The 19822-nt window shown below is 40.8% G+C and carries 16 protein-coding genes; 5 read left to right on the plus strand and 11 right to left on the minus strand.

Annotated features, from left to right (window positions below; genetic code table 11):
• Positions 1 to 40: 40 nt before the first annotated feature.
• The 3 genes from atpE to NY014_RS09395 form a co-directional block, all read right to left on the minus strand.
• Positions 41 to 298, minus strand: a complete 258-nt coding sequence (atpE, locus tag NY014_RS09385) for an ATP synthase F0 subunit C (protein ID WP_026947636.1) — start codon at positions 296 to 298, stop codon at positions 41 to 43.
• Between the two features lie 38 nt (positions 299 to 336).
• Entirely contained in the window at positions 337 to 1365 is a 1029-nt protein-coding gene (gene atpB / locus NY014_RS09390) for a F0F1 ATP synthase subunit A (RefSeq protein WP_259414342.1), read from the minus strand.
• A 443-nt stretch (positions 1366 to 1808) separates the two neighbouring features.
• On the minus strand, positions 1809 to 2054 hold the full coding sequence (locus NY014_RS09395; protein ID WP_259414343.1) for an AtpZ/AtpI family protein: 246 nt from the start codon (positions 2052 to 2054) through the stop codon (positions 1809 to 1811).
• A gap of 128 nt (positions 2055 to 2182) precedes the next feature.
• On the opposite strand from NY014_RS09395, the gene porW reads away from it, so the two are divergent.
• The 3 genes from porW (at position 2183) to uvrC (ending at position 8979) form a co-directional block, all read left to right on the plus strand.
• On the plus strand, positions 2183 to 4798 hold the full coding sequence (porW, locus tag NY014_RS09400; RefSeq protein WP_259414344.1) for a type IX secretion system periplasmic lipoprotein PorW/SprE: 2616 nt from the start codon (positions 2183 to 2185) through the stop codon (positions 4796 to 4798).
• A gap of 4 nt (positions 4799 to 4802) precedes the next feature.
• On the plus strand, positions 4803 to 7106 hold the full coding sequence (locus NY014_RS09405) for a penicillin-binding protein 1A (RefSeq protein WP_259414345.1): 2304 nt from the start codon (positions 4803 to 4805) through the stop codon (positions 7104 to 7106).
• Positions 7107 to 7170: 64 nt separating this feature from the next.
• Positions 7171 to 8979 (plus strand): excinuclease ABC subunit UvrC, encoded by a 1809-nt coding sequence (gene uvrC / locus NY014_RS09410; RefSeq protein WP_259414346.1) that lies wholly within the window; start codon positions 7171 to 7173, stop codon positions 8977 to 8979.
• Between the two features lie 13 nt (positions 8980 to 8992).
• Here the strand turns inward: uvrC and porN are convergent, their stop codons facing one another.
• From porN to NY014_RS09450, 8 genes are all read right to left on the minus strand, one after another.
• On the minus strand, positions 8993 to 9769 hold the full coding sequence (porN, locus tag NY014_RS09415; protein ID WP_259414872.1) for a type IX secretion system ring subunit PorN/GldN: 777 nt from the start codon (positions 9767 to 9769) through the stop codon (positions 8993 to 8995).
• Positions 9770 to 9832: 63 nt separating this feature from the next.
• Positions 9833 to 11446, minus strand: coding sequence for a type IX secretion system motor protein PorM/GldM (gene porM, locus NY014_RS09420; RefSeq protein ID WP_259414347.1), 1614 nt, complete (start codon positions 11444 to 11446; stop codon positions 9833 to 9835).
• Positions 11447 to 11481: 35 nt separating this feature from the next.
• The gene (gene porL / locus NY014_RS09425) at positions 11482 to 12273 is read right to left on the minus strand and encodes a type IX secretion system motor protein PorL/GldL (protein ID WP_259414348.1); all 792 of its coding nucleotides are present in this window, start codon (positions 12271 to 12273) and stop codon (positions 11482 to 11484) included.
• A gap of 55 nt (positions 12274 to 12328) precedes the next feature.
• Positions 12329 to 13423, minus strand: coding sequence for a T9SS ring complex lipoprotein PorK/GldK (porK, locus tag NY014_RS09430; protein WP_259414349.1), 1095 nt, complete (start codon positions 13421 to 13423; stop codon positions 12329 to 12331).
• A 154-nt stretch (positions 13424 to 13577) separates the two neighbouring features.
• A complete protein-coding gene (locus NY014_RS09435) occupies positions 13578 to 14555 on the minus strand; it encodes a PorP/SprF family type IX secretion system membrane protein (protein WP_259414350.1) in 978 nt (325 codons plus the stop codon).
• A 77-nt stretch (positions 14556 to 14632) separates the two neighbouring features.
• A complete protein-coding gene (locus NY014_RS09440) occupies positions 14633 to 15406 on the minus strand; it encodes a uroporphyrinogen-III synthase (RefSeq protein ID WP_135072726.1) in 774 nt (257 codons plus the stop codon).
• Between the two features lie 22 nt (positions 15407 to 15428).
• A complete protein-coding gene (locus NY014_RS09445) occupies positions 15429 to 16502 on the minus strand; it encodes a DUF4271 domain-containing protein (RefSeq protein WP_259414351.1) in 1074 nt (357 codons plus the stop codon).
• Between the two features lie 57 nt (positions 16503 to 16559).
• On the minus strand, positions 16560 to 18221 hold the full coding sequence (locus NY014_RS09450) for a BamA/TamA family outer membrane protein (RefSeq protein ID WP_259414352.1): 1662 nt from the start codon (positions 18219 to 18221) through the stop codon (positions 16560 to 16562).
• Positions 18222 to 18307: 86 nt separating this feature from the next.
• On the opposite strand from NY014_RS09450, the gene hemW reads away from it, so the two are divergent.
• On the plus strand, positions 18308 to 19429 hold the full coding sequence (gene hemW, locus NY014_RS09455; protein WP_259414353.1) for a radical SAM family heme chaperone HemW: 1122 nt from the start codon (positions 18308 to 18310) through the stop codon (positions 19427 to 19429).
• A 3-nt stretch (positions 19430 to 19432) separates the two neighbouring features.
• A complete protein-coding gene (locus NY014_RS09460) occupies positions 19433 to 19738 on the plus strand; it encodes a DciA family protein (protein ID WP_259414354.1) in 306 nt (101 codons plus the stop codon).
• Positions 19739 to 19822 lie beyond the last annotated feature (84 nt).

Below are 19822 nucleotides of genomic sequence, written 5' to 3' on the forward strand. Positions count from 1 at the left end.
GAAAGGGGAAAGGCCTAACGCCATTCCCCAATCAGATTTTTTAGCTGATGCCTGCGATATTCAAAGCAATCAACAAACAGATTACCGCTGCGAACAGGGAAACCACCTCGATCAAGGCTGCGATGATCAACATAGCACCTTGGATCTTACCAGCAGCTTCAGGCTGACGAGCAATAGATTCCATTGCCTGACCACCGATACGACCGATACCAAGTCCTGCGCCAATCGCAACAATACCCGCACCGATACCAGCTCCCATAAGAGCGTAACCAGCAGTCAACAAGATAGACATTAACATAGTAGTTGTATTTATAAATTGAACAAAGAAATTCCTAATTAATGATGATCATCATGTGCATGTTCAGCAACTGCACTTCCGATGTACATCGCTGTAAACAGCGTAAATACATAGGCTTGAATAGTCGCAACAAGCAATTCGATGATATTGATAAAGGTCACCATCAAGGTACTTACTACCCCGATCGTGTATGATTCAAAGATGAATGCCAAGGCAATGAAACCAAGGATTACAATGTGACCTGCCGTGATCGCCACAAACAATCGGACCATCAAGGCAAAAGGCTTCGTAAACAAACCAATGATTTCAACCGGAACGATGATCAGCAACATTGGAATCGGAACTCCAGGCGTTGCAAACACGTGCTTCCAGTAATCCTTATTTCCATTTACATTGGTAATGATGAATGTCAACACCGCCAACGTCATGGTAACAGCTATGTTACCAGTCATGTTAGCTGCACCTGGAAGTAGACCTAGCAGGTTACCAAACCAGATGAACAAGAATAAAGTCAGGAGATAAGGAACGAATTTTTTGTATTTCGGACCGATGGATTTTTGAGCGATCTCGTCGCGAACGAAAATCACAATTGGCTCGATGATCGCCGCGGCACCCTTTGGAGCAACAGCACCGTTCTTTTTGTAATGATTAGCAGCAGACAAAGCCACCCAAGCCAAAAGAATCATCACGATAAACATCATGACCACGTTTTTGGTGATGGAAAGCTCGATAAAGCTTGCACCATCCACTCTTCCCAAATGATCATGCTCATCAATGTAATAGCCTTCGTGCGCATACTCTTTTCCAAAAGCATGAGTCTCGTGATTTTGGAAATCAGTTGAACTGAAAAATTCCAATCCACGGTCTGAAGAATAGACAATTACAGGAAGTGGAAGGGTTACGTGAGTATGTCCAAAAGTCGCAATATGCCACTCATGCGAATCCTTCACGTGATGCATGATGAAGCTTGTTTTATCTTCCTCAGAACCTGCTGCGAAGGACTGAGGGGCATTGAACAGCAAAAAAGCTGAAAATAAAAGACTTAGGACCAGAAATTTGCGCGTCATCAACTCTTCTTTTTGAGGGCTACTTCGAAATCGGGCGCAAGTTAGATAGAAAGGCGTATATATCAAATATTAAGTAGAACAAAAAAATCACAAAGAAATCCGCGATAAACAAAATAATATTTTCCATTCCGGGCCAAACTTCCACTCCAATGAAAACCAAAGAGGCAATCAACCTTAGTATCATAGCCAAAACTGAAATTTGAAAGAAATTTTCAGAAAGTGCTTTAAGTAGTGCTCCATGGAGTAATCCTATTAAAAATGAGAGAATTAAGAGGAAAAAATAGATATCCCAGATGCGTTCATGAATGATTGCGGGGAAGATTACTTGGAGCCCCAAAATCAAAAGTGCAAGAACTGCTGATAACAAAAAGAATTTGAACTGTAAATTGTTGAGAATCTTCATGAAGGTGAATTTTGGGCAAAGGTAGCCCATTTCTCTCAAACTATCGGTCCTGCTTCATAGATAGCCAAAGTTGATAAAAGGCTACAAAAACCGATAAAAAGCTAAACAGAAGCAGCCAAACAGGGAACTTCATGTCTGATTTCTGCTGAACCCACCAACCAAACCAAGTGCCTGCCCCGATGATGGCAAAAAGTTGAAAAGAGAGTCCGATGTACTTCACGAAAGTCGGAGGATTTGGAACAGGCTTCTTTTCTTTTGTATCCGAAGACTTTTGGGAGGGATTCATTCTCTTAAATTAGGTAAAAAATTTTCCCATCAGAAAGGTGTGGCCTTTGTTTTGAAATAAATAGAAATCCCGAATCGTTCCTCTTTTGTCCAAAAAGACTATTTTGCTAATCAATTCTGAAAGTCTGCATGCGTTTTTTAAATAGAGTTCTTTTCCTTTTCCTCCTACTCTTGGCGGCTTGCTCATCCGAGCGGGACACCTTCACCAATCGGGCTTTCCACAATCTCACTTCTCACTATAATGCTTATTACTTGGCAGATGTGAAAATTGAGGAGGTTTTGGACGAAAACAGGTCAGATTACAAAGAAGACTACACGCAGATACTACCGGTTTTTATTCCAATTGATTCCGGCGTCATTCAGGCAAATCAGGAGAAGTTGGAATCAGCCCGTGAACTAGCATCCAAAGCCATCGAATGGCATCGCATCTCCAAATGGGTAGACGACAGCTATTTTCTTTTGGGAAAAATAGATTATCTGCAAGCTGACTTTGATGACGCTAAAAACACGCTGAAGTATGTCAATGTAGAAAGTAAGGATCGGGACCTTCGCCATCAGGCTCTCATTGGGCTGCTTCGCATTTATGTGGATTTGGGAGAAATCGAAAACGCCAATTTCACCATTGACTACCTTTCCAAGGAGCAAAAGATCTCGGAAGACAATCGCTTCGAGCTATACAAAACCTTAGCCTATTATTACGAAAAGCGAAATGATCAAAATGGGGTCATCGGTGCTTTGGACCGGGCTGTAGAATATTCCAAAAACAAAAAAGAAGCGTCCCGCATTTACTTCATCTTAGCACAACGCTATCAGCGTGAAGGCTTGGATAATTTGGCTTATGATTTTTACAAAAAGACATTGGAAGGGAATCCACCTTACGAGCGGGCATTTTTCGCACAGCTTTTTGCGCAGCAAGTAGCTGAACTCAATGCCACGAAGGACTTGCGAAAAGTTCGCAACTATTATGAAGCTCTCTACAAAGACCCTAAAAACAAGGATCTAAAGGATGTGGTGGTATATGAAAGAGCACTGTTCGAAGAGAAGCAAGGAGACCTTCCTTTAACAGTGGACTTACTGCATCAGGCGGCGAAAGAGCCGGGAAGCAATCCCAGATTGAAAGGCTACATCTATCAAAAGTTGGCTGATATTTATCTTGAAGAATACAGCGACTACCGAGCAACCAAATACTATTTGGACTCAGCGCTCACATTTATTAGAGAAACAGACCCCGTAGCTGCTCAGATTGCTGACCAAAAGGAAGTTTTGGATCAATATGTATTTCATGTAGAGCGAATTCAAAGCAATGACAGCTTGGTACGATTGAGCGGACTCAGTGAAGAAGAGCAGCGGTTAATTGCAGAACAATTCATCAAAAAGGAAGAAGAGCGGCTATTGGCAGAGGCAAGGGAGAAAGAGCAACCTAAGAATACCAGCATTTTTGATAACCTACTTGCCTTTTCAGATCGCGGTACCGGCTCAACTTTCTACTTCGACAATGCTGTAGCTATGCAGCAGGGAGCGATTGATTTCCGACGAGTTTGGGGAAATCGTCCACTTCAAGACAATTGGCGGAGAAGCGCAGCAATCTTTCAAAGCAATACAACTACCGCTCCAGAATCCGAGCAAGATTCCTTGAGTAACAGTGAAGAGAACCCACTCAGCCAATTACCCGATATCGAAAGCCTTTTGGCTCAAATCCCACAAAGCGAAGAAGAGATCGCAACCTTGAATGATGAATTAGAGGAATCTTATTTTGAATTGGGTAAACTCCTCTATTTTGATTTGGAAGAGGATGAGGCAAGTATCGACAATTTGGAGATTTTGGTTCGAGAATATCCAAGTAGCAGCCGAAAACCCGAAGCTTATTACTTGCTTTACCTAGCACAAAAAGATCGAGGGGGGAATTTTCAACAATATGTCAGTCGCCTTAATCGGGAATTCCCGGAATCTCAATACACTTTCTCAGTAAATAATCCGGATGCTGCTTCGGGCAATCTTGCCTACATGGCTTCCTCCAAAAATTACGAGCAAGCTTATGATATGTATTACGCTGGACAATACAGACAGGCTAGACAATTGATTCAGCGGACATTAGAAGAATATCCACTTACCCGAAATACCGAACGCCTTTTGTTACTTGACATTATGGTGACGGGAAAAATTGAGAGTAAGGCAAGGTTTAGGGAACGATTGGAAGCCTACATCGAAAATTCCCAAGATGAACAATTGGTGGAATTGGCAAGGAATATGCTAAAACCCTTGCTGTCGGCAGAAGAATTGGCTGCATTGAATCCAGTTGATTCCACAGCCTTGGATTCAACCAATCAAGTGCTTGCAGAAGCAGATTCTACAACCACGAAACCAAATCTGATTGATTCGCCTTTTAAACTCAATGAAAGTCAGACTCATATCATGGTTTTGGTGATGAATCCGGAAGAAGCTGAGCAATTCCAGGGAGTCATCGGAGACTTGGAAAATTTCCATGCTAAAAACTTCTCCAATGCGAGACTACGGACTGGAAACATGAACATGAATAGGGAAAATGCCATTTTCATCATTAGCCCATTCAACAATGCAGAAAAAGCAAAAGAGTATTACCAGAAATTCATGGAAGATTTCGAGTCGCCAAATATTACTGACAAGATCAAGGAAAATGCCTTCTTCATTTCTATTGAAAACTTCCAGACATTAAACCGAACAAAAAATATCGAAGAGTATCGAACCTTCTTTAAGGTCGCCTATTAATCATATGAGTAAGTCTAAAAAACCAACTACCCCAACTTGGGTCAATAAAACCATCAAATTTCTATGGATTGCCTTCGCCGCCGGCGTTTTGGGATTCATCGTTTTTGTGTGGATGGTCAGTGTGAATTTCTTGGGGCTGTTTGGTCCCCTACCCGATTTCAAAGCCCTCGAAAATCCTGATACTGAAGTAGCTTCTGAGCTGTACTCAGCTGATGGGGTATTGCTAGGGACCTACTATCGGGAAAACCGAAGTCCGGTTACCTTTAATGAACTCTCTCCCAATCTAGTGAATGCCTTGATTGCTACAGAGGACGTTCGATTTGAAGACCATTCCGGGATAGACCTGAAAGCAATGATTCGTGTATTTGTCAAATCCATCTTATTGGGACAAGATGCTGGTGGTGGTTCTACCTTGAGTCAGCAGACAGCTAAAAACCTATTTAAAACTCGAACGGATGCCAATCAGGGACTTTTGAGTTCGGTGCCTGGGCTGAGAATGCTCATCATCAAAACCAAAGAATGGATTGTAGCCACTCAACTGGAAAAGGCATATACCAAAAAGGAAATCCTAACATTATACTTAAACACTTCCGAATTCGGATCAAATGCCTATGGTATTAAAACTGCGGCTGAGACTTTTTTCAACAAAGAACCTTCCGAGCTAAATGTTCAGGAAGCTGCAGTTTTGGTGGGCTTGTTCAAAGCGCCAACTTATTACTCCCCGGTTTATAATCCGGATAATTCTTTGCGCAGAAGGAATACCGTTTTGAGCCAAATGGTGAAAAATGACGTATTGACTGAGGCTGAATATGATTCTCTAGCGCAATTACCCATTGATTTGGATTACAATGTCGCCAACCATAACAAAGGTTTAGCTACCTATTTCCGGGAAATCCTAAAAGCTGATTTATTGAAATGGAGTAAAGAAAACCTGAAGCCTGACGGAAGCTCTTATGACTTGTTTGGAGATGGGTTAAAGATCTATACCACTATTGATAGTCGCATGCAACGCTACGCAGAGGAAGCGGTAGCTGAGCATATGAAGGAACTTCAAAAAGCATTTTATAAGGAAATGAACGGGAGAGATCCTTGGGTGGATAGTGAAAACCGGGTGATCCCAAATTTCATAGAAAATGCCGTCAAGCGGACGGAAGCTTATCGATTGCTAAAGCTTCGCTACAAAAGCGATGAGGACTCCATCAATATTAAGCTCAATGAGAAAAAGCCGATGAAGGTCTTTTCTTGGGAAGGAGAAATCGACACGCTGATGAGCACGATGGATTCTCTGCGCTATTACAAGAAGTTTCTTCAAGCAGGCTTTATGAGTATGGATCCACACACCGGCCATATCAAAGCTTGGGTTGGTGGAATCGATCATAAGTACTTCAAATTTGATCATGTGAAGCAGGGTAAACGTCAGCCGGGTTCTACCTTCAAGCCTTTTGTTTATGCTGCAGCTATCGAGAATGGATACAGCCCATGCTATTCTGTGATCGATCAGCCTGTAGAAGTTTTCATTCCTGGCCAACCTGCATGGAGTCCTTCCAATGCGAATGGGGAGTTTACCTACGAAAAAATGACCATCCGAAAGGCTATGGCTCAATCAGTCAATTCGGTAACTGCTTATATGATGAAAAAGCTTAGCCCAAAAGTGGTGGTGGAAACTGCCAGGAGAATTGGGGTTACCAGTGATTTGGAAGAAGTTCCTGCCTTGGCTTTGGGTGTGAATGATGTTTCCATTTTCGAAATGGTAGGAGCTTTTGGCACCTTTGTGAACAAAGGAGAATACACTACACCATTTTATATTGATCGGATCGAGGACAAAAACGGAAATGTAATTCAGCAGTTCACACCCAAGAAACGACCTGCCATGAGTGAAGAGCATGCCTATCTCATGACTTACATGCTTCGAGGAGGATTTGAAGAGGAATCGGGAACTAGTCAAGGTGTACCATGGAGTCTTCGCGAAGGCAATGAGCTTGGTGGAAAAACCGGTACTACTCAAAATGCATCCGATGGATGGTATATGGGAATCAGCAAGGATTTGGTTTCTGGGGTTTGGGTAGGAGGAGATGACCGAGCTATTCACTTCAGAAGTTGGATAGCAGGTCAAGGTAGCAGAACAGCGAGACCTGTTTGGGTAAAATACATGGAGAAAGTTTATGCAGATAAAGACCTTGGCTACACCAAAGGACCTTTCCCTAGACCTGAACGGCCATTGAGTATTGAAATTGACTGTGACGTTTATGAGCAAGAAAGTCAGCGATTCGTAGATTTTGATTACGATGCCAAAAAGAATGACTTTTAAATCAATATAACCACTCACTCCTAAAAACAGCTTTCCATCAAAGCTGTTTTTTTAATTTAGCCCTATGGAATCCTCTTCATATAGCCCCAACGAGTACAACTTACTACCAGACCATCCTGGCGTGTATAAGTATTTCAATGCTACTGGGGAATTAATTTATGTAGGAAAAGCCAAAAGCCTGAAAAAGCGTGTCAGTAGTTATTTCAACAAAAACACAGGGGTAAATCTCAAAACCCGACGCATGGTTCGGGAAATTGAACGGATTGAAATCACCCTAGTCAATTCGGAGTTTGACGCTCTGCTCCTCGAAAACAACCTGATCAAAAAATCTCAACCGAAGTACAATATTCTTCTTCGGGATGATAAGACCTATCCTTATTTATTGGTAACTCAGGAACCCTTTCCCCGCATTTTTCAAACACGAAAAATGATCCCGGGAAGAGGCACCTATTATGGTCCTTTTGCAAGTGTGAAGGCCATGAATAACGTATTGGATTTGATTCGTTCGCTATTTACCATCCGAACCTGTAAGCTGGATCTTTCACCCTATAAAATCCAAGAAGGAAAATATAAGGTTTGTCTTGAATACCATATTGGCAATTGTCAAGGGCCTTGCGTCGGTCTGCAAAAAGAATCCGACTATCTCAAAGACTTGGATCAGGCGAAGCATATTCTAAAAGGAAATCTGGGTTTACCCAAATCCTATTTCAAGCAGGAGATGCAGAAATTTGCAGAAAACCTGGAATTTGAAAAAGCCCAGCGAGCAAAGGAAAAACTTGACTTACTAGAGAAATATCAAGCCAAATCCTTGGTCGCAAACCCTACTATTCACAATCATGACATCTGTACTTTGGTTGCTGATGAAAAGTATGCTTATGTCAATTACATGCGAGTTAAAAATGGAGCTCTGATTGTCTCGAAAAACGTAGAACTGAAAAAGAAACTCGACGAAACGGATGAAGAGCTTCTTTTGACGGCTTTAATTCGCCTACAGGACCAATTCCAAAGTGATGCTGAAGAAGTATTGGTTCCCTTTGAAATCGAAAATCCAATCGAAGGTTTGAATCTTGTAAATCCAAAAATCGGGGATAAAAAGAAACTGATTGAGCTATCCTTGAAAAATGCACGATTCTACAAACAAGAGAAAGCATTGCTTCAGGGATTAAATAAGGATAAAAAAGATCGGGTTATCCGACAATTACAGGAGGACTTGAGTTTGCCCGAAATTCCAGACCATATCGAATGCTTTGATAACTCAAATATTCAAGGCACAAGTCCAGTAGCCAGTATGGTTTGCTTTCTGAATGGGAAGCCGGCCGTAAAGGAATATCGACACTTTCATATCAAAACCGTCAAAGGGGCTAACGATTTCGCAAGTATGAAGGAGATCGTAGGAAGGCGCTACAAGCGCTTATTGGAAGAAGGAAAAAGCCTGCCAAAACTCATTGTGATCGATGGAGGAAAAGGTCAGCTTTCGGCTGCTGTAGAAGCTTTACAAGAATTAGGTATCTATGGCAAAATGCCCATTATAGGTATTGCGAAACGTCTAGAGGAAATTTATTTCCCCGGTGACATGTACCCTATTCATATCGATAAAAAATCGGAAAGTCTCAGACTTTTACAAAGGATTCGGGATGAAGCTCACCGCTTTGCCATTACTTTTCACCGAAAAGTTAGAAGTAAAAATGCTTTCGGAACCCAGCTGACAGCTATTCCCGGAATTGGAGAATCCACGGCTAATAAGTTATTAAAGCATTTCAAATCTGTGAAAAAAATCAAAGAAGCTTCAGAACAGGAGATTGAGGAAGTAATTGGAAAAAGCCGAGCGAAGGATTTATTAGAATGGATGGAAAAAAATAAAGGGAGCAATTAAGCTCCCTTTTTTATTACCATTCCCAGAGGGAATTTTCAAATTCTAGTAGTTTGTACTCAAAGGCCAAAGCATCTAAGTATGCCTGCATTTCTGGATTCGGATGTTCTGGATTGACCATATCAGCAATCAAAGCTTCATCAGGGTTGGTAAATTCACGAACCACAGATCTAAATAGACGGGTATCGAAAGCCTGATCATAAGTTAAGCTTTTAGATAGATTTTGGAAGTTAATCCAACGTGCTTCAGGATGGTCCTTGAAGTAATTGTAGAAATCCTTGTATCGGATGTAACCAATGGTCTTTTCACCCGCATTGGAATTCGTTTGAGAAGGCATTACCAAGTGCAAGAACTTCACGTCGAAGACCATATCAGAGTGATGTTTGTCAAACACAAAATCCTCTTTGAAATCCAAGTAATACAATTGCTTCACGAAAATGCTATCTCCCAAGGCATTCAACCAGAAATTTTCCTGGAATTCAGCTATTGAAAGTGGCTGCGTGAAATCTTCATCACCAAAAACCTCCAAAGCATTTTCTTCAACTACGGCCTTGTAAATCTGATTGATGATTCCATTTGATTTGGTATCACCAGAACCATAGAGTGAAAGATTATACTTCTCACGAAGATCAATTCTCCTCCAAACACCGATTTGATACATTTTATCGTCTTCGCGGATTCGCTTGGACGAAAAAATAGTGTCCATCTTGAATTGACGGTCTCCAAATCCAGAAGGATTGACACTCGTAGCTACCTGTGCTTGGGCTTCAAATGTCCAAGACACTGCTGCCATCAAGATGATAACGAAGGAATATTGAAGGATCTTTTTCATAATCTTTAAACTTTTCGACGCTAATTATTTGATCGCGATACGAATAATCTGTCTCAACTCAGACGGGATTTTATTCCCTCTAAAGTTGGTCCGTGTTACTTGGTTTACTTCGATCACGATATCGTCCCCAGGTCGGGCACTTTCAAGCAATTGACGCATAGCAAGGTTGTTTCCAGAAGTAATTCGTACAGTCTGTCTAGGAACCTCATTTCGAAGCAATCGAAGTTCACCTCCAGTTACTTCAAAGTTTGCGTCTTTAGCCATTGTTCTACCGAATGTTGGTTCTGGAACTGCTTGCAATTGCAAACCAGTCAATGAACCGATAGCCTGAGCTTGTGCGATATCAACTGGAGTTCCATTAGACATGGTAGGAACAAGTGATGGAGCTGGAACAGGCTTAATATCAAACGTTACGTCATCAATTTTATTTCCACCTGAACTTACACCGATTGTAACTTTACCGGTTGCGCCTGGAATAATAGTCACTTGACCAGGAGAGTTTCCTTTGATAGCCTGACCATTACTTACATTGAATTCAGGAGCATAGGTATTACCAAGTGCTGGAACTTCAATTAGGAGTTCGTTGGCACAATCTGCATACAACTGCTGAACCACTTCTGAAGAAACCTTCACAACTGGCTGGGCAACAAAATATTCGTATTCAACTGGTAGAACTTGATCTTCACCACCAATATTGGTAATGATTTCACCTTGAAGTACTCTTCTTGCCAATCCTCTATCATCATATTCAGAAGCAGGAGTAGCGGTAAATTCAATTCTACCGAATCCTTTTTCGTCAACTTCGATTTGGCGACCGTCTAAAGACATAGAAGGACGAGAAGAGGAAGAAGAAGAAGCAATAAACATGGTTGCTTCAAACTTAGTACCTGCCGCTACGATATTGGAAACAGCAGAAATCTGAGCTTCAGTAATATCAGCTTTGAAATAGAAAGAACCGATAGTATTTGCAATGTTTGTAAGAGCTTCACTTTCAATATTTAACACTTCATTTTGATACTGAGACAGCAAAGCTATTACAGCACCAACTGGAGACTTTACAAAATTCAGAGCAACAAAGCTTTTTCCATTTACCTCATTGTTATTTGCAAAAAGTGGAATTTCAGAAGCATCTAAGGCAATTCGCTCAAATTTCAAATCTGTAATTCCTACACTTGAAAGAATCTCTTCAACTTTTGTTGGATAAGCATTCAAAGTTTCTTTCAATTCTTCGCCTTTACCGGAGTTTACAAACATGTTACCGGCAACTTCTGTATTTTTCAATGCGGCATTGACGAAGTTTCCTTCTTCATTTTTCGCATTGGATTGCTCTATCAAGTCTCTTTTAAGAACTTCCAAATAATCATAAATCTCTTTGGAAGCTGCACGAATTTGCTGAGCCGCAGCAACTTTAGGAACGTCTCGTTCATTATTCCCCTGCTGCTCTACAGTATATTCGATCGAACTAACCGCATTTTGATTGTCTAAAATGTAATTGCGGGAGGTTCGCTCCATCCCATCATTGATGAGGATAAATTTCTGGAGGATCTGATTACTTACCTGGAGGGCCAACAAGGCCGTCAATACCAGGTACATCATCCCGATCATCCGCTGTCTAGGTGTCTCTTTTACTCCTGCCATTGGTTTGGTTTGTCAGTTTGGATGAATGGAATTGATTACCCTTTCATAGCTGAAAGCATACCACCATAGATTTTATTTAGGGAGCTTACGTTAGCATTCAATTTCGCTAGTTCATTTTTGAATGCTTCGGTTTCCTTACCTGCTGCAGTAATGCCCTCCATAGCAGTAGTCATATTGGAGTAGAACTTGTTCAAAGCCTTCACATGACTATTAGCATCTTGCAATTCCAATTCATAGACTGCATTAAGAGCAGAAAGATTTTGAGTTACCGCCTTTACTTGGTTGTGATATTCTTTAGCATCTTGAGAAGCTGCGGACATTTCAGTAAGAGCTGCTGCAGTCTTTCCATAGGAAGCATTCATATCAACCAATGTCTTGGCTGCGGATTTTACGTTTGTAGCATATTCATTAGTAGCAACAGCAGCATCTGCTAGGTTGCCCATTTTTTCAGCAGAGGAAGCTAGGTTTTGCATTCCCTTGCCCAAACTTTCAATTAGTTCTGGACCAACTTTCGCTTTAGAAAGCATATCGTCCAATTTTTGAGTTACACCATCAGAAGCAGCTGCTTTGGTTCTTGCTGCTCTACCTGCTCCCTCACCTCCGGCTAGCTCAGGATATACTTTCGTCCAATCTACTTCTTGAGGTCTAGGCTCAAAAGCTGATAGGAAGAAGATTACGGCCTCAGTACTCAAACCGATACCGATCATCCAGTTAGCACCTTGCCAGTCCAAAATTTTGAACATCGCACCGAGAATTACGACAGCCGCGCCGATACCATAGATCTTCGGCATGACGTTGGAATAAAAGAAGTTGCTGTTGCTAGCCATTTTTGTTGTTAGAATTAAGGTGTTTGGTTTTTTATTAAAAAGGATTGAGTTTTTCTTATCGTCTTCTACGCTTATTTGATTTTACGTCCATGGAACCAGATCTTCCGATAAAGGTCATCACGGTACGGAATCCAATGTGCGCTTGAGCTACATCTTGGTATTCATAAGTTCTAGTAGAAGTTTCTAGATAGTGTGCAATATCTTTCCAGCTACCTCCACGGATTACTTTGCGTGGCTCAGTTTCCACATCATATACTGGATCCAAGTCCCAAGTTAGAGTTCTTGAAGTAGGAGAATAAGCATCCATTACCCACTCAGCGACATTTCCAGACATATTATGCAGACCAAAGCCATTTGGAGCGAATACGTCTACAGGAGCTGTATAGGCAAATCCATCATCAATGTAATTACCTCTACCAGGTTTAAAATTTGCCATCAAGCAACCTCTCTTGTTCTTCAAATAAGGACCACCCCAAGGATATTTAGCGACATCTTTTCCTCCTTTTGCTGCGTATTCCCATTCTGCTTCAGTTGGTAGTCGGAAACTTGGAAGGTCAAATTCGAATTCATCGTTGGCATTCATATAATATGTTCTCCATTCGCAGTACTGCTTGGCTTGATCCCAAGTAATACCCACAACCGGATAATCATCAAATGCCGGATGATCAAAATAGAATTCCATTAATGGATCACCATAATGGAAAGTAAAGCTCGTTGACCACACTGTGGTATCCGGCTTCAACTCTTCTAAATTAAATTGAGGTTCTTCTTTTAAGGTGGTTGGAGTACCATAAGTGAGTTCTCCATTTTTTACCGACTCCAAAAACTGTCGATACTTATTATTAGAGACCTCATATTTATCCATAAAAAATTCAGATACAGTAATCTGTTTGTTCATGGATGATTGAGAAAAAGCGATGTCCTCATCAGACTGTCCCATCCAAAAAGTACCGGCCTTCACAGGCACCATATCGTAAGGGAGATTTTGCTGCCACTGAGCCCGCTTAGGAACACCAGTCACTTCGCCTCTTCTGTTCAACTTTTCACTGGCTGAACCTTTCTTACTAAAAAGTCCACAACCCGGAAGAATTGTAGCGATCGCAAGACCTAAAGTTATGCTCGCTAAGCGTAGGTTAATTTTATTATACATAAATGACATTTTTTATATCATCAAATGATTTTCCAGTTTAAAATCTTCTCATTCAGCGAAATTTAGCGGAATTTTTGACATTTATGCAAATAACCTGCCAACTTTAAAATCAATAAATTATTATTCTTTTGCGCTGAAATTTTAAAACTAAAGTCTAAAACCTAAACCTCGGGGTCCGCTGAATCACCCGCTGTACCTCCCGAGTTACTCCTGATAGATTATATCGTAAGAGGAGCTCATGACTGGTCGGAGACTTTGCTTCAAGACCGCTGATGACCAAGTCAAATGCATAACCTAAGGTCAAGGAATTGTCTGGCAAAAGCGAATATCCGAAAATGACTGAAAGAGATTCCTCTCCCCGAAAAGCCAATCCACCAGTAATCCGGTTTTGGTAGGTACCAATAACGCTGAGATCAAAGGAAAAATTATTAAAGGAGACAGATTTTAAGAGAAAACTTGGCTCCACTCGAAATTGCCCCACTGGTCTGAACCTATATCCAAACAAAAGATAGGAATGATTTTCTAAAGGATTCGAGATTCCTCCATCTCCAAAATCAAAACTTGGTCTATTAATATGTCTGCTACTTAAGCCTACATAATAATTACCCCTATCAACCAAAAGACCTGCCCCAAAGTTGATATTCATAGAATTCTCCTTCCCTGAGGTCGGCAGATTGGGTTCGGGGTTGACCACAATTAATTCGCCGTAATCTAAAGAACTGGAAAACATCCCCACATAAGCCCCAAAGCTAAGTGTGGTTCGGTTAATTTGCTTATGATAGGCACCCTGAAGATTAATCTCCAAATTGCCTGTTGCACCAATCTGATCATTGACTAGGGTAAGTCCATAGCCAATATTTTTACCTTCTAATCTGCCTTGTGCAGTCAATAGCTGCGTTACTGGTGCTCCACCTCCACCTGTAGAGGTCGCATAATTAAACCACTGGGAACGATGCAAAGCAGAAAAGCGATATCCACCTTCTTTTCCAGCAAACGCAGGATTATAATACATGCCATTAAACATGTATTGAGTAAACTGCGCATCCTGCTGGGAAAAGACCTCGCCGATAAACAGCAAATTGATCGAAATCGCAAAAGCAAAAATATATTTCCAGCGTAAGCTCAAAATCATAACCAAAGTGGCTTTTACAGATTAAAGGACTATTGTAAGGATTTTAACTGAAAAACCACTGATTTTGATTTCTATTCTTACAAATTATTGGCCTTTTTTATATAAAGCTCCAAAGCACCCGTCATACTTGGGGCGTTTGGCAGAGGTGCTTCGATATCCAAAATCAAGCCTTGTTCACGTACAGCCTCTGCTGTTGTAGGACCAAAAGCAGCGATTCTTGTGGGCCCCTGCACAAAATCCGGGAAATTAACTTTCAAGGATTTGATACCTGAAGGACTGAAAAAAGCCAAAATATCATATTTAACGTCTGCCAAATCAGAGAGATCAGCAGCAACAGTATGATAAATAATTGCTTCAGTAAAATCTATATTGTTCTTTTCTAAATATTCTGGAATATCATCCTTTCGAATATCAGAGCATGGGAACAAATACTTTTCATTCTTATGCTTTTTGAAATAGTCAAAAAGATCCTGAGCAGTCTTTGTACCCACAAAAAGCTTTCTTTTTCGGATTACAATGTACTTCTGAAGATAATGAGCAGTCTGATCAGAAATACAGAAGTATTTCATGTCAGGAGGCATCTCGATCTTGAACTCCTTGCAAATATTAAAAAAGTGATCGATCGCATTTCTACTGGTGAAAATCACAGCAGTATGCTTTAGGATATCGATCTTTTGCTTTCGAAAATCCTTGGGAGAAACTGGCTGAACTTCGATAAACTGTCTGAAGTCCACTTTCAGGTTATATTTCTCCGCTAATTGAAAGTAAGGGGAATTTTCGTTAGCTGGTTTTGGCTGGGAGACAAGAATACTTTTAACGGGTCTGAGCCTGTCCTTTGTCGATGCAGTCATGCTTGAATAATGCGTTTTACTTTTAGTATTGTCCGAAAACCATGATACCCTTAACCAAGATGAGAAAAGGCACCAATTCTGCGATGCAAAGGTAAGTAAATAAATGATATTTCTTAAAAGACAGGCGATTCATCATTGTCAAGAACAAAAATCCTATCCCTAGCAAATACATCCAAAAAAACACCTCATAGGATAGTGAAAGGAATATTTCAAGCTCGTAATAAGCATTCATCAAATAGACGAATCCGACCAGTATGAATAATAAATTAGACCAGACAATTAACCTTAAGAGATAGAAAAAATGAGGGAACTCTAATCTCGTCAAATCAAACAGGGTGGCAGTAATTCGAATCCCTATAAATTTTAGAATGGTAAGCAGCAATAAAGCAACGGCGCCAACGATCCAAAATCCCAATAGGCGATCTGAAGAATTTATCCCCCATTCCAAAAGAAAGTCCTGTTGGAAGAAAATCAGGCCCATAACTGCACCTAGAGAAGTTAAAATATTCACCAAAAAGACGAAGAGTAAAATATCCAGAGAGAAAAACTTTTGAAGGCTTCCGCTTTCTGAGAAATCCTCATCCGTGACCAATCCTCTAGGACTCAAAATCGAAAAGAAAATATAAGGATAGACTTGCCTATACCCAGCCATTAGAAATAAGGCAATCAAAAAAGCGATCAAGAAGAAATCTCGAACCTCTTGTCGGGAAAAAACCTGACTTGAACTCGACTCATTTTGTGCTTCTCCCTCGCTAGATAATTCTAGATTTTGAGCTTTCACGGTCTTTTGAAGCATAGGACGGACACTTCCCAATCGCTTCTTGAAATAAGTCAACTGAATGGAATCCTTTCCAAATTCCTGCCTTAAATCCTTGACTTGACGAACCAAAAAAGTGTCGCTTTTTGAAAAAAACCAAAGTCTTTCCCCTTCAAAAACCAAGGTTTGTTGAGGCACTTCCATCACCAAATAAGCCTCGGGAAACTGCTCCAAATCCACCCATTGATCGAGACGATTGGATGAAGAAAACCAGTTTTTGACCTCCTCTCGCTTCCATGCATCGGTCATATCCTCTAGGACTTGGGCTCGAAGAAGCATCAATCCCGAACTGAAAAAAAGAAGAAGAAGTAAAACTGAAAACCTAAACTTCATAAATCAAAACCGAACTAAATATCCAAAATGGATTTTCGAAAATTGTAGTGAAAGTGGCTGTTCCTTGGTTTTTCCAACAGCATACACAAATCGAAAAACACCAGAATCCGTCTCAAAACTAATCCCGGAACCAAAAGAGAAAGCCTGCTCAATCGAGTCCGCAAAATACGGGTTTTCCAATAAGCCTAGGTCAGAAAAAAGAAAGAGAAAGGAATTTTCTCCAAAAAATAGCCTTGGTTCCAAGTTCATGTAAAAATAGTCCCTTGCAAAGAAGAAATTTTCATTAAACCCACGGATGCTCTGTAAGCCTCCGAGCCGGTACAAATCATTTTGAAGCAAATTTTCATTTCGAATCAGCCCTGCAGCTGCACCCCAATAGATTCCCCAATTCCTTTTGAGATAGAAATGCTTTTCAACCTTGCCGGCAATGGAATATTGAGGTGTTCGAAGATCCAAACCTTGATAAGCCTCTTCGGGAATTCCTGTGTTTTGTAAAATTTCCTTATTCCCTGCTGATAGACCCAATTCTATTTTTGCTCCTTTCCTTGGCGCAATCACATCATCCAAAAGATCTAAAGTTACATGTAACCCATATTCAGACCATCGAAAATCTGCTGTTTCCGGAAGTTCTGTTACCTCAGAGTATGCTGTAGTTGAAATTAAGTCACCTGCCTGCCTTCTCAGGAAAAAATCAAAATAAAGGGGACCTTTCGATTGATAGCCAAAATGGACTCCTATCCTTCGATTGATAAAACTCGTATCCTGCTTAAGCAAGCTGAATTCACCAGACACATCCAATCCCGAACCGAAAACAAACGACTCTTTTACTTCCAATTCCAACCGCTGTGTCAATTCATTAAATCGCTGCCAATGAACAGACACATCCCTACCCTTGCCGCCTAAGTGATATAATTCCAAATCCAATTGACCAGTAATCAGGACTTTACCGGGCTGATTTTCATTGGGCAAAACCCCTAAAATCCCATCCAGCACATTCGAGTTTCGGTCGCTTAATTGAAAAACCGGACTTGCTTTTTGTAAGCGAAAATTAATTTGAGGAGGACTCGCTAATCGGAAATAAGGACTTCTTCCTATTCGTTTTGTGGCTTGCTCGAGCTCCTTTTGAGAAAAAGGAGTCCCAATTTCCAATCTTGATAATCGTTGAAGATAATTTCCCTTGGTCACTGAGTTGCCTTCAATTTGAAGCGTATCCCAGCTAATTTGTGGGCCTAGATTGAGCTTTAAATTTGCTCTTAATCCTTCTTCTACTCGTTCTAAACTATCCAAACGGACATAAGCAAAAGGAAAACCTGTATTCTCAGCTTTTTCCAGGACATCGATAAAGATTTGGTTAACTTCCGTGAAACTCAGGGGATCAGAAGGAATCATTACCAAATCTTCCGACAGATTCCCCTGTTTTAGGTGGATTTGTTCAATCTTCGGGCCTTGATAGAATTTTACCAAGAGGGAATCTCCTTGCTCTTCCAAACGGTCAACTGCGGCGCCTAAATATCCTTCCTCCCAAGCTTTTTGCACCAAAGAATCGAGATAGAAATTCCGCTGTAACGAATCTTCAAAAACCTTCCATTTACCTGAAGTATCCCGATCTATGCTGTCTCTCCAACCTAGCCAATAGCTATGCTGTGAGAAGGCAGAATTGCTCAAAATAAAAAACAGAAAAAAGACCGAAAGGAACTTTTGGAACACGGACGAAAGGCTAATACTTATATTTGCAAATTAAAGAATTCAAATTGGCTGGAATTTATATTCATATCCCTTTTTGCAAGCAGGCTTGTCATTATTGCGATTTTCATTTCAGCACGAATACCAGCCAATTTCAAAACATGACTTCCCTAATCGCTCGGGAAGCAGTCTTGCGCAAGGACTTTTTGAGGGGAGAAACTATATCTACCATATATTTTGGGGGAGGGACTCCATCTCTTGCAAATCCTGAATGGTTAGAAGAAATTTTATCGGTCATACACGCGAACTACAAATTGGACCTTCAGGAAGTCACCCTAGAAGCAAACCCTGATGACCTCAGTCCAAAAAAATTAGCTGAATGGAAAAAACTAGGGATTGACCGGCTCAGTTTGGGAATTCAAAGTTTCCAAGATGAAATTCTTCAATTCTACAATCGGGCCCATAATTCAAATGAATCTCTAAAAGCCATTGAAATAGCCAGGGCTGAAGGCTTCAAAAAATTCTCCATGGATTTAATTTACGGGTTTCCTCATCAAGACCATTCGCTTTGGATTCAAGACTTGAAAACCGCCCTATCACAAAATCCAGGACACCTTTCCTGCTATGCTTTGACCGTTGAAGAAGGGACTGCATTAGGCAATTGGACCCAAAAAGGGAAATTCAATCCTGCAGATGAAGATTTTGTTGCAGAACAATTTGAAATCCTTCAGGAGCTTTCAGAGAAAGCCGGATATATTCAATATGAAATTTCCAATTTTGCTCAGCCCGGACAGGAATCTCTACACAATTCATTATACTGGAAAGGGCATTCGTATTTGGGCTTGGGGCCAGGAGCACACTCTTTTGATGGGGAGCAACGCTATCTAAATCCTAGCCATAACCCCAAGTATATCAAAGCCTTATTACAGGATTCCCTTCCCTTGATATCTGACCCCTTGGAGGAAGTTGATCGCTTAAATGAGTATTTGCTTACAGCTCTTCGAACCAAATGGGGAATAGACTTGGAGCTCCTTCAGAAAAATTTCGAAAAGAATCTTTTGGAAGAAAAATCCTCCAAGATCCAGGAATTTGAACAAGCAGGATGGATACAAAGGGAAAAGAAAAACCTATCTTTGACTAAATCAGGAATGCTACTAGCGGATAGCATTGCCCAAGCTTTATTTTACTAACCTATGGCCTCATTTTCTGAACGTAAAAAAGAAGCAGCTCCATTAGAGGAAGCTTTTCAGGAATTACTGAAGGCTTATCGCCTGGAAGGAAAGTTCCGTGAAAAATCGCTCATCCATGAATGGGGAGATTTGGTTGGAAAAACCATTGCAGATCGGACGCAATCGGTGTTTATTAAGGACAAAAAACTATTTGTCAAGCTTACCTCGGGCCCTATCAAACGGGAAATTCAGATGAACAAAAGCAAAATCCTCCAACTTATCGAAGATCGGTTTGGTAAGGATGTGGTGACAGATTTGGTTTGCCTGTAAATAAAATCCTTTCGGATTAAAATTTTTTAACATTCAAAAAGTTAGCAAAATGGGTCAGCTCCCGATTTTTCCAATCCCTTTGAG

Source organism: Algoriphagus limi, assembly GCF_024919275.1.
GTDB lineage: Bacteria > Bacteroidota > Bacteroidia > Cytophagales > Cyclobacteriaceae > Algoriphagus > Algoriphagus limi.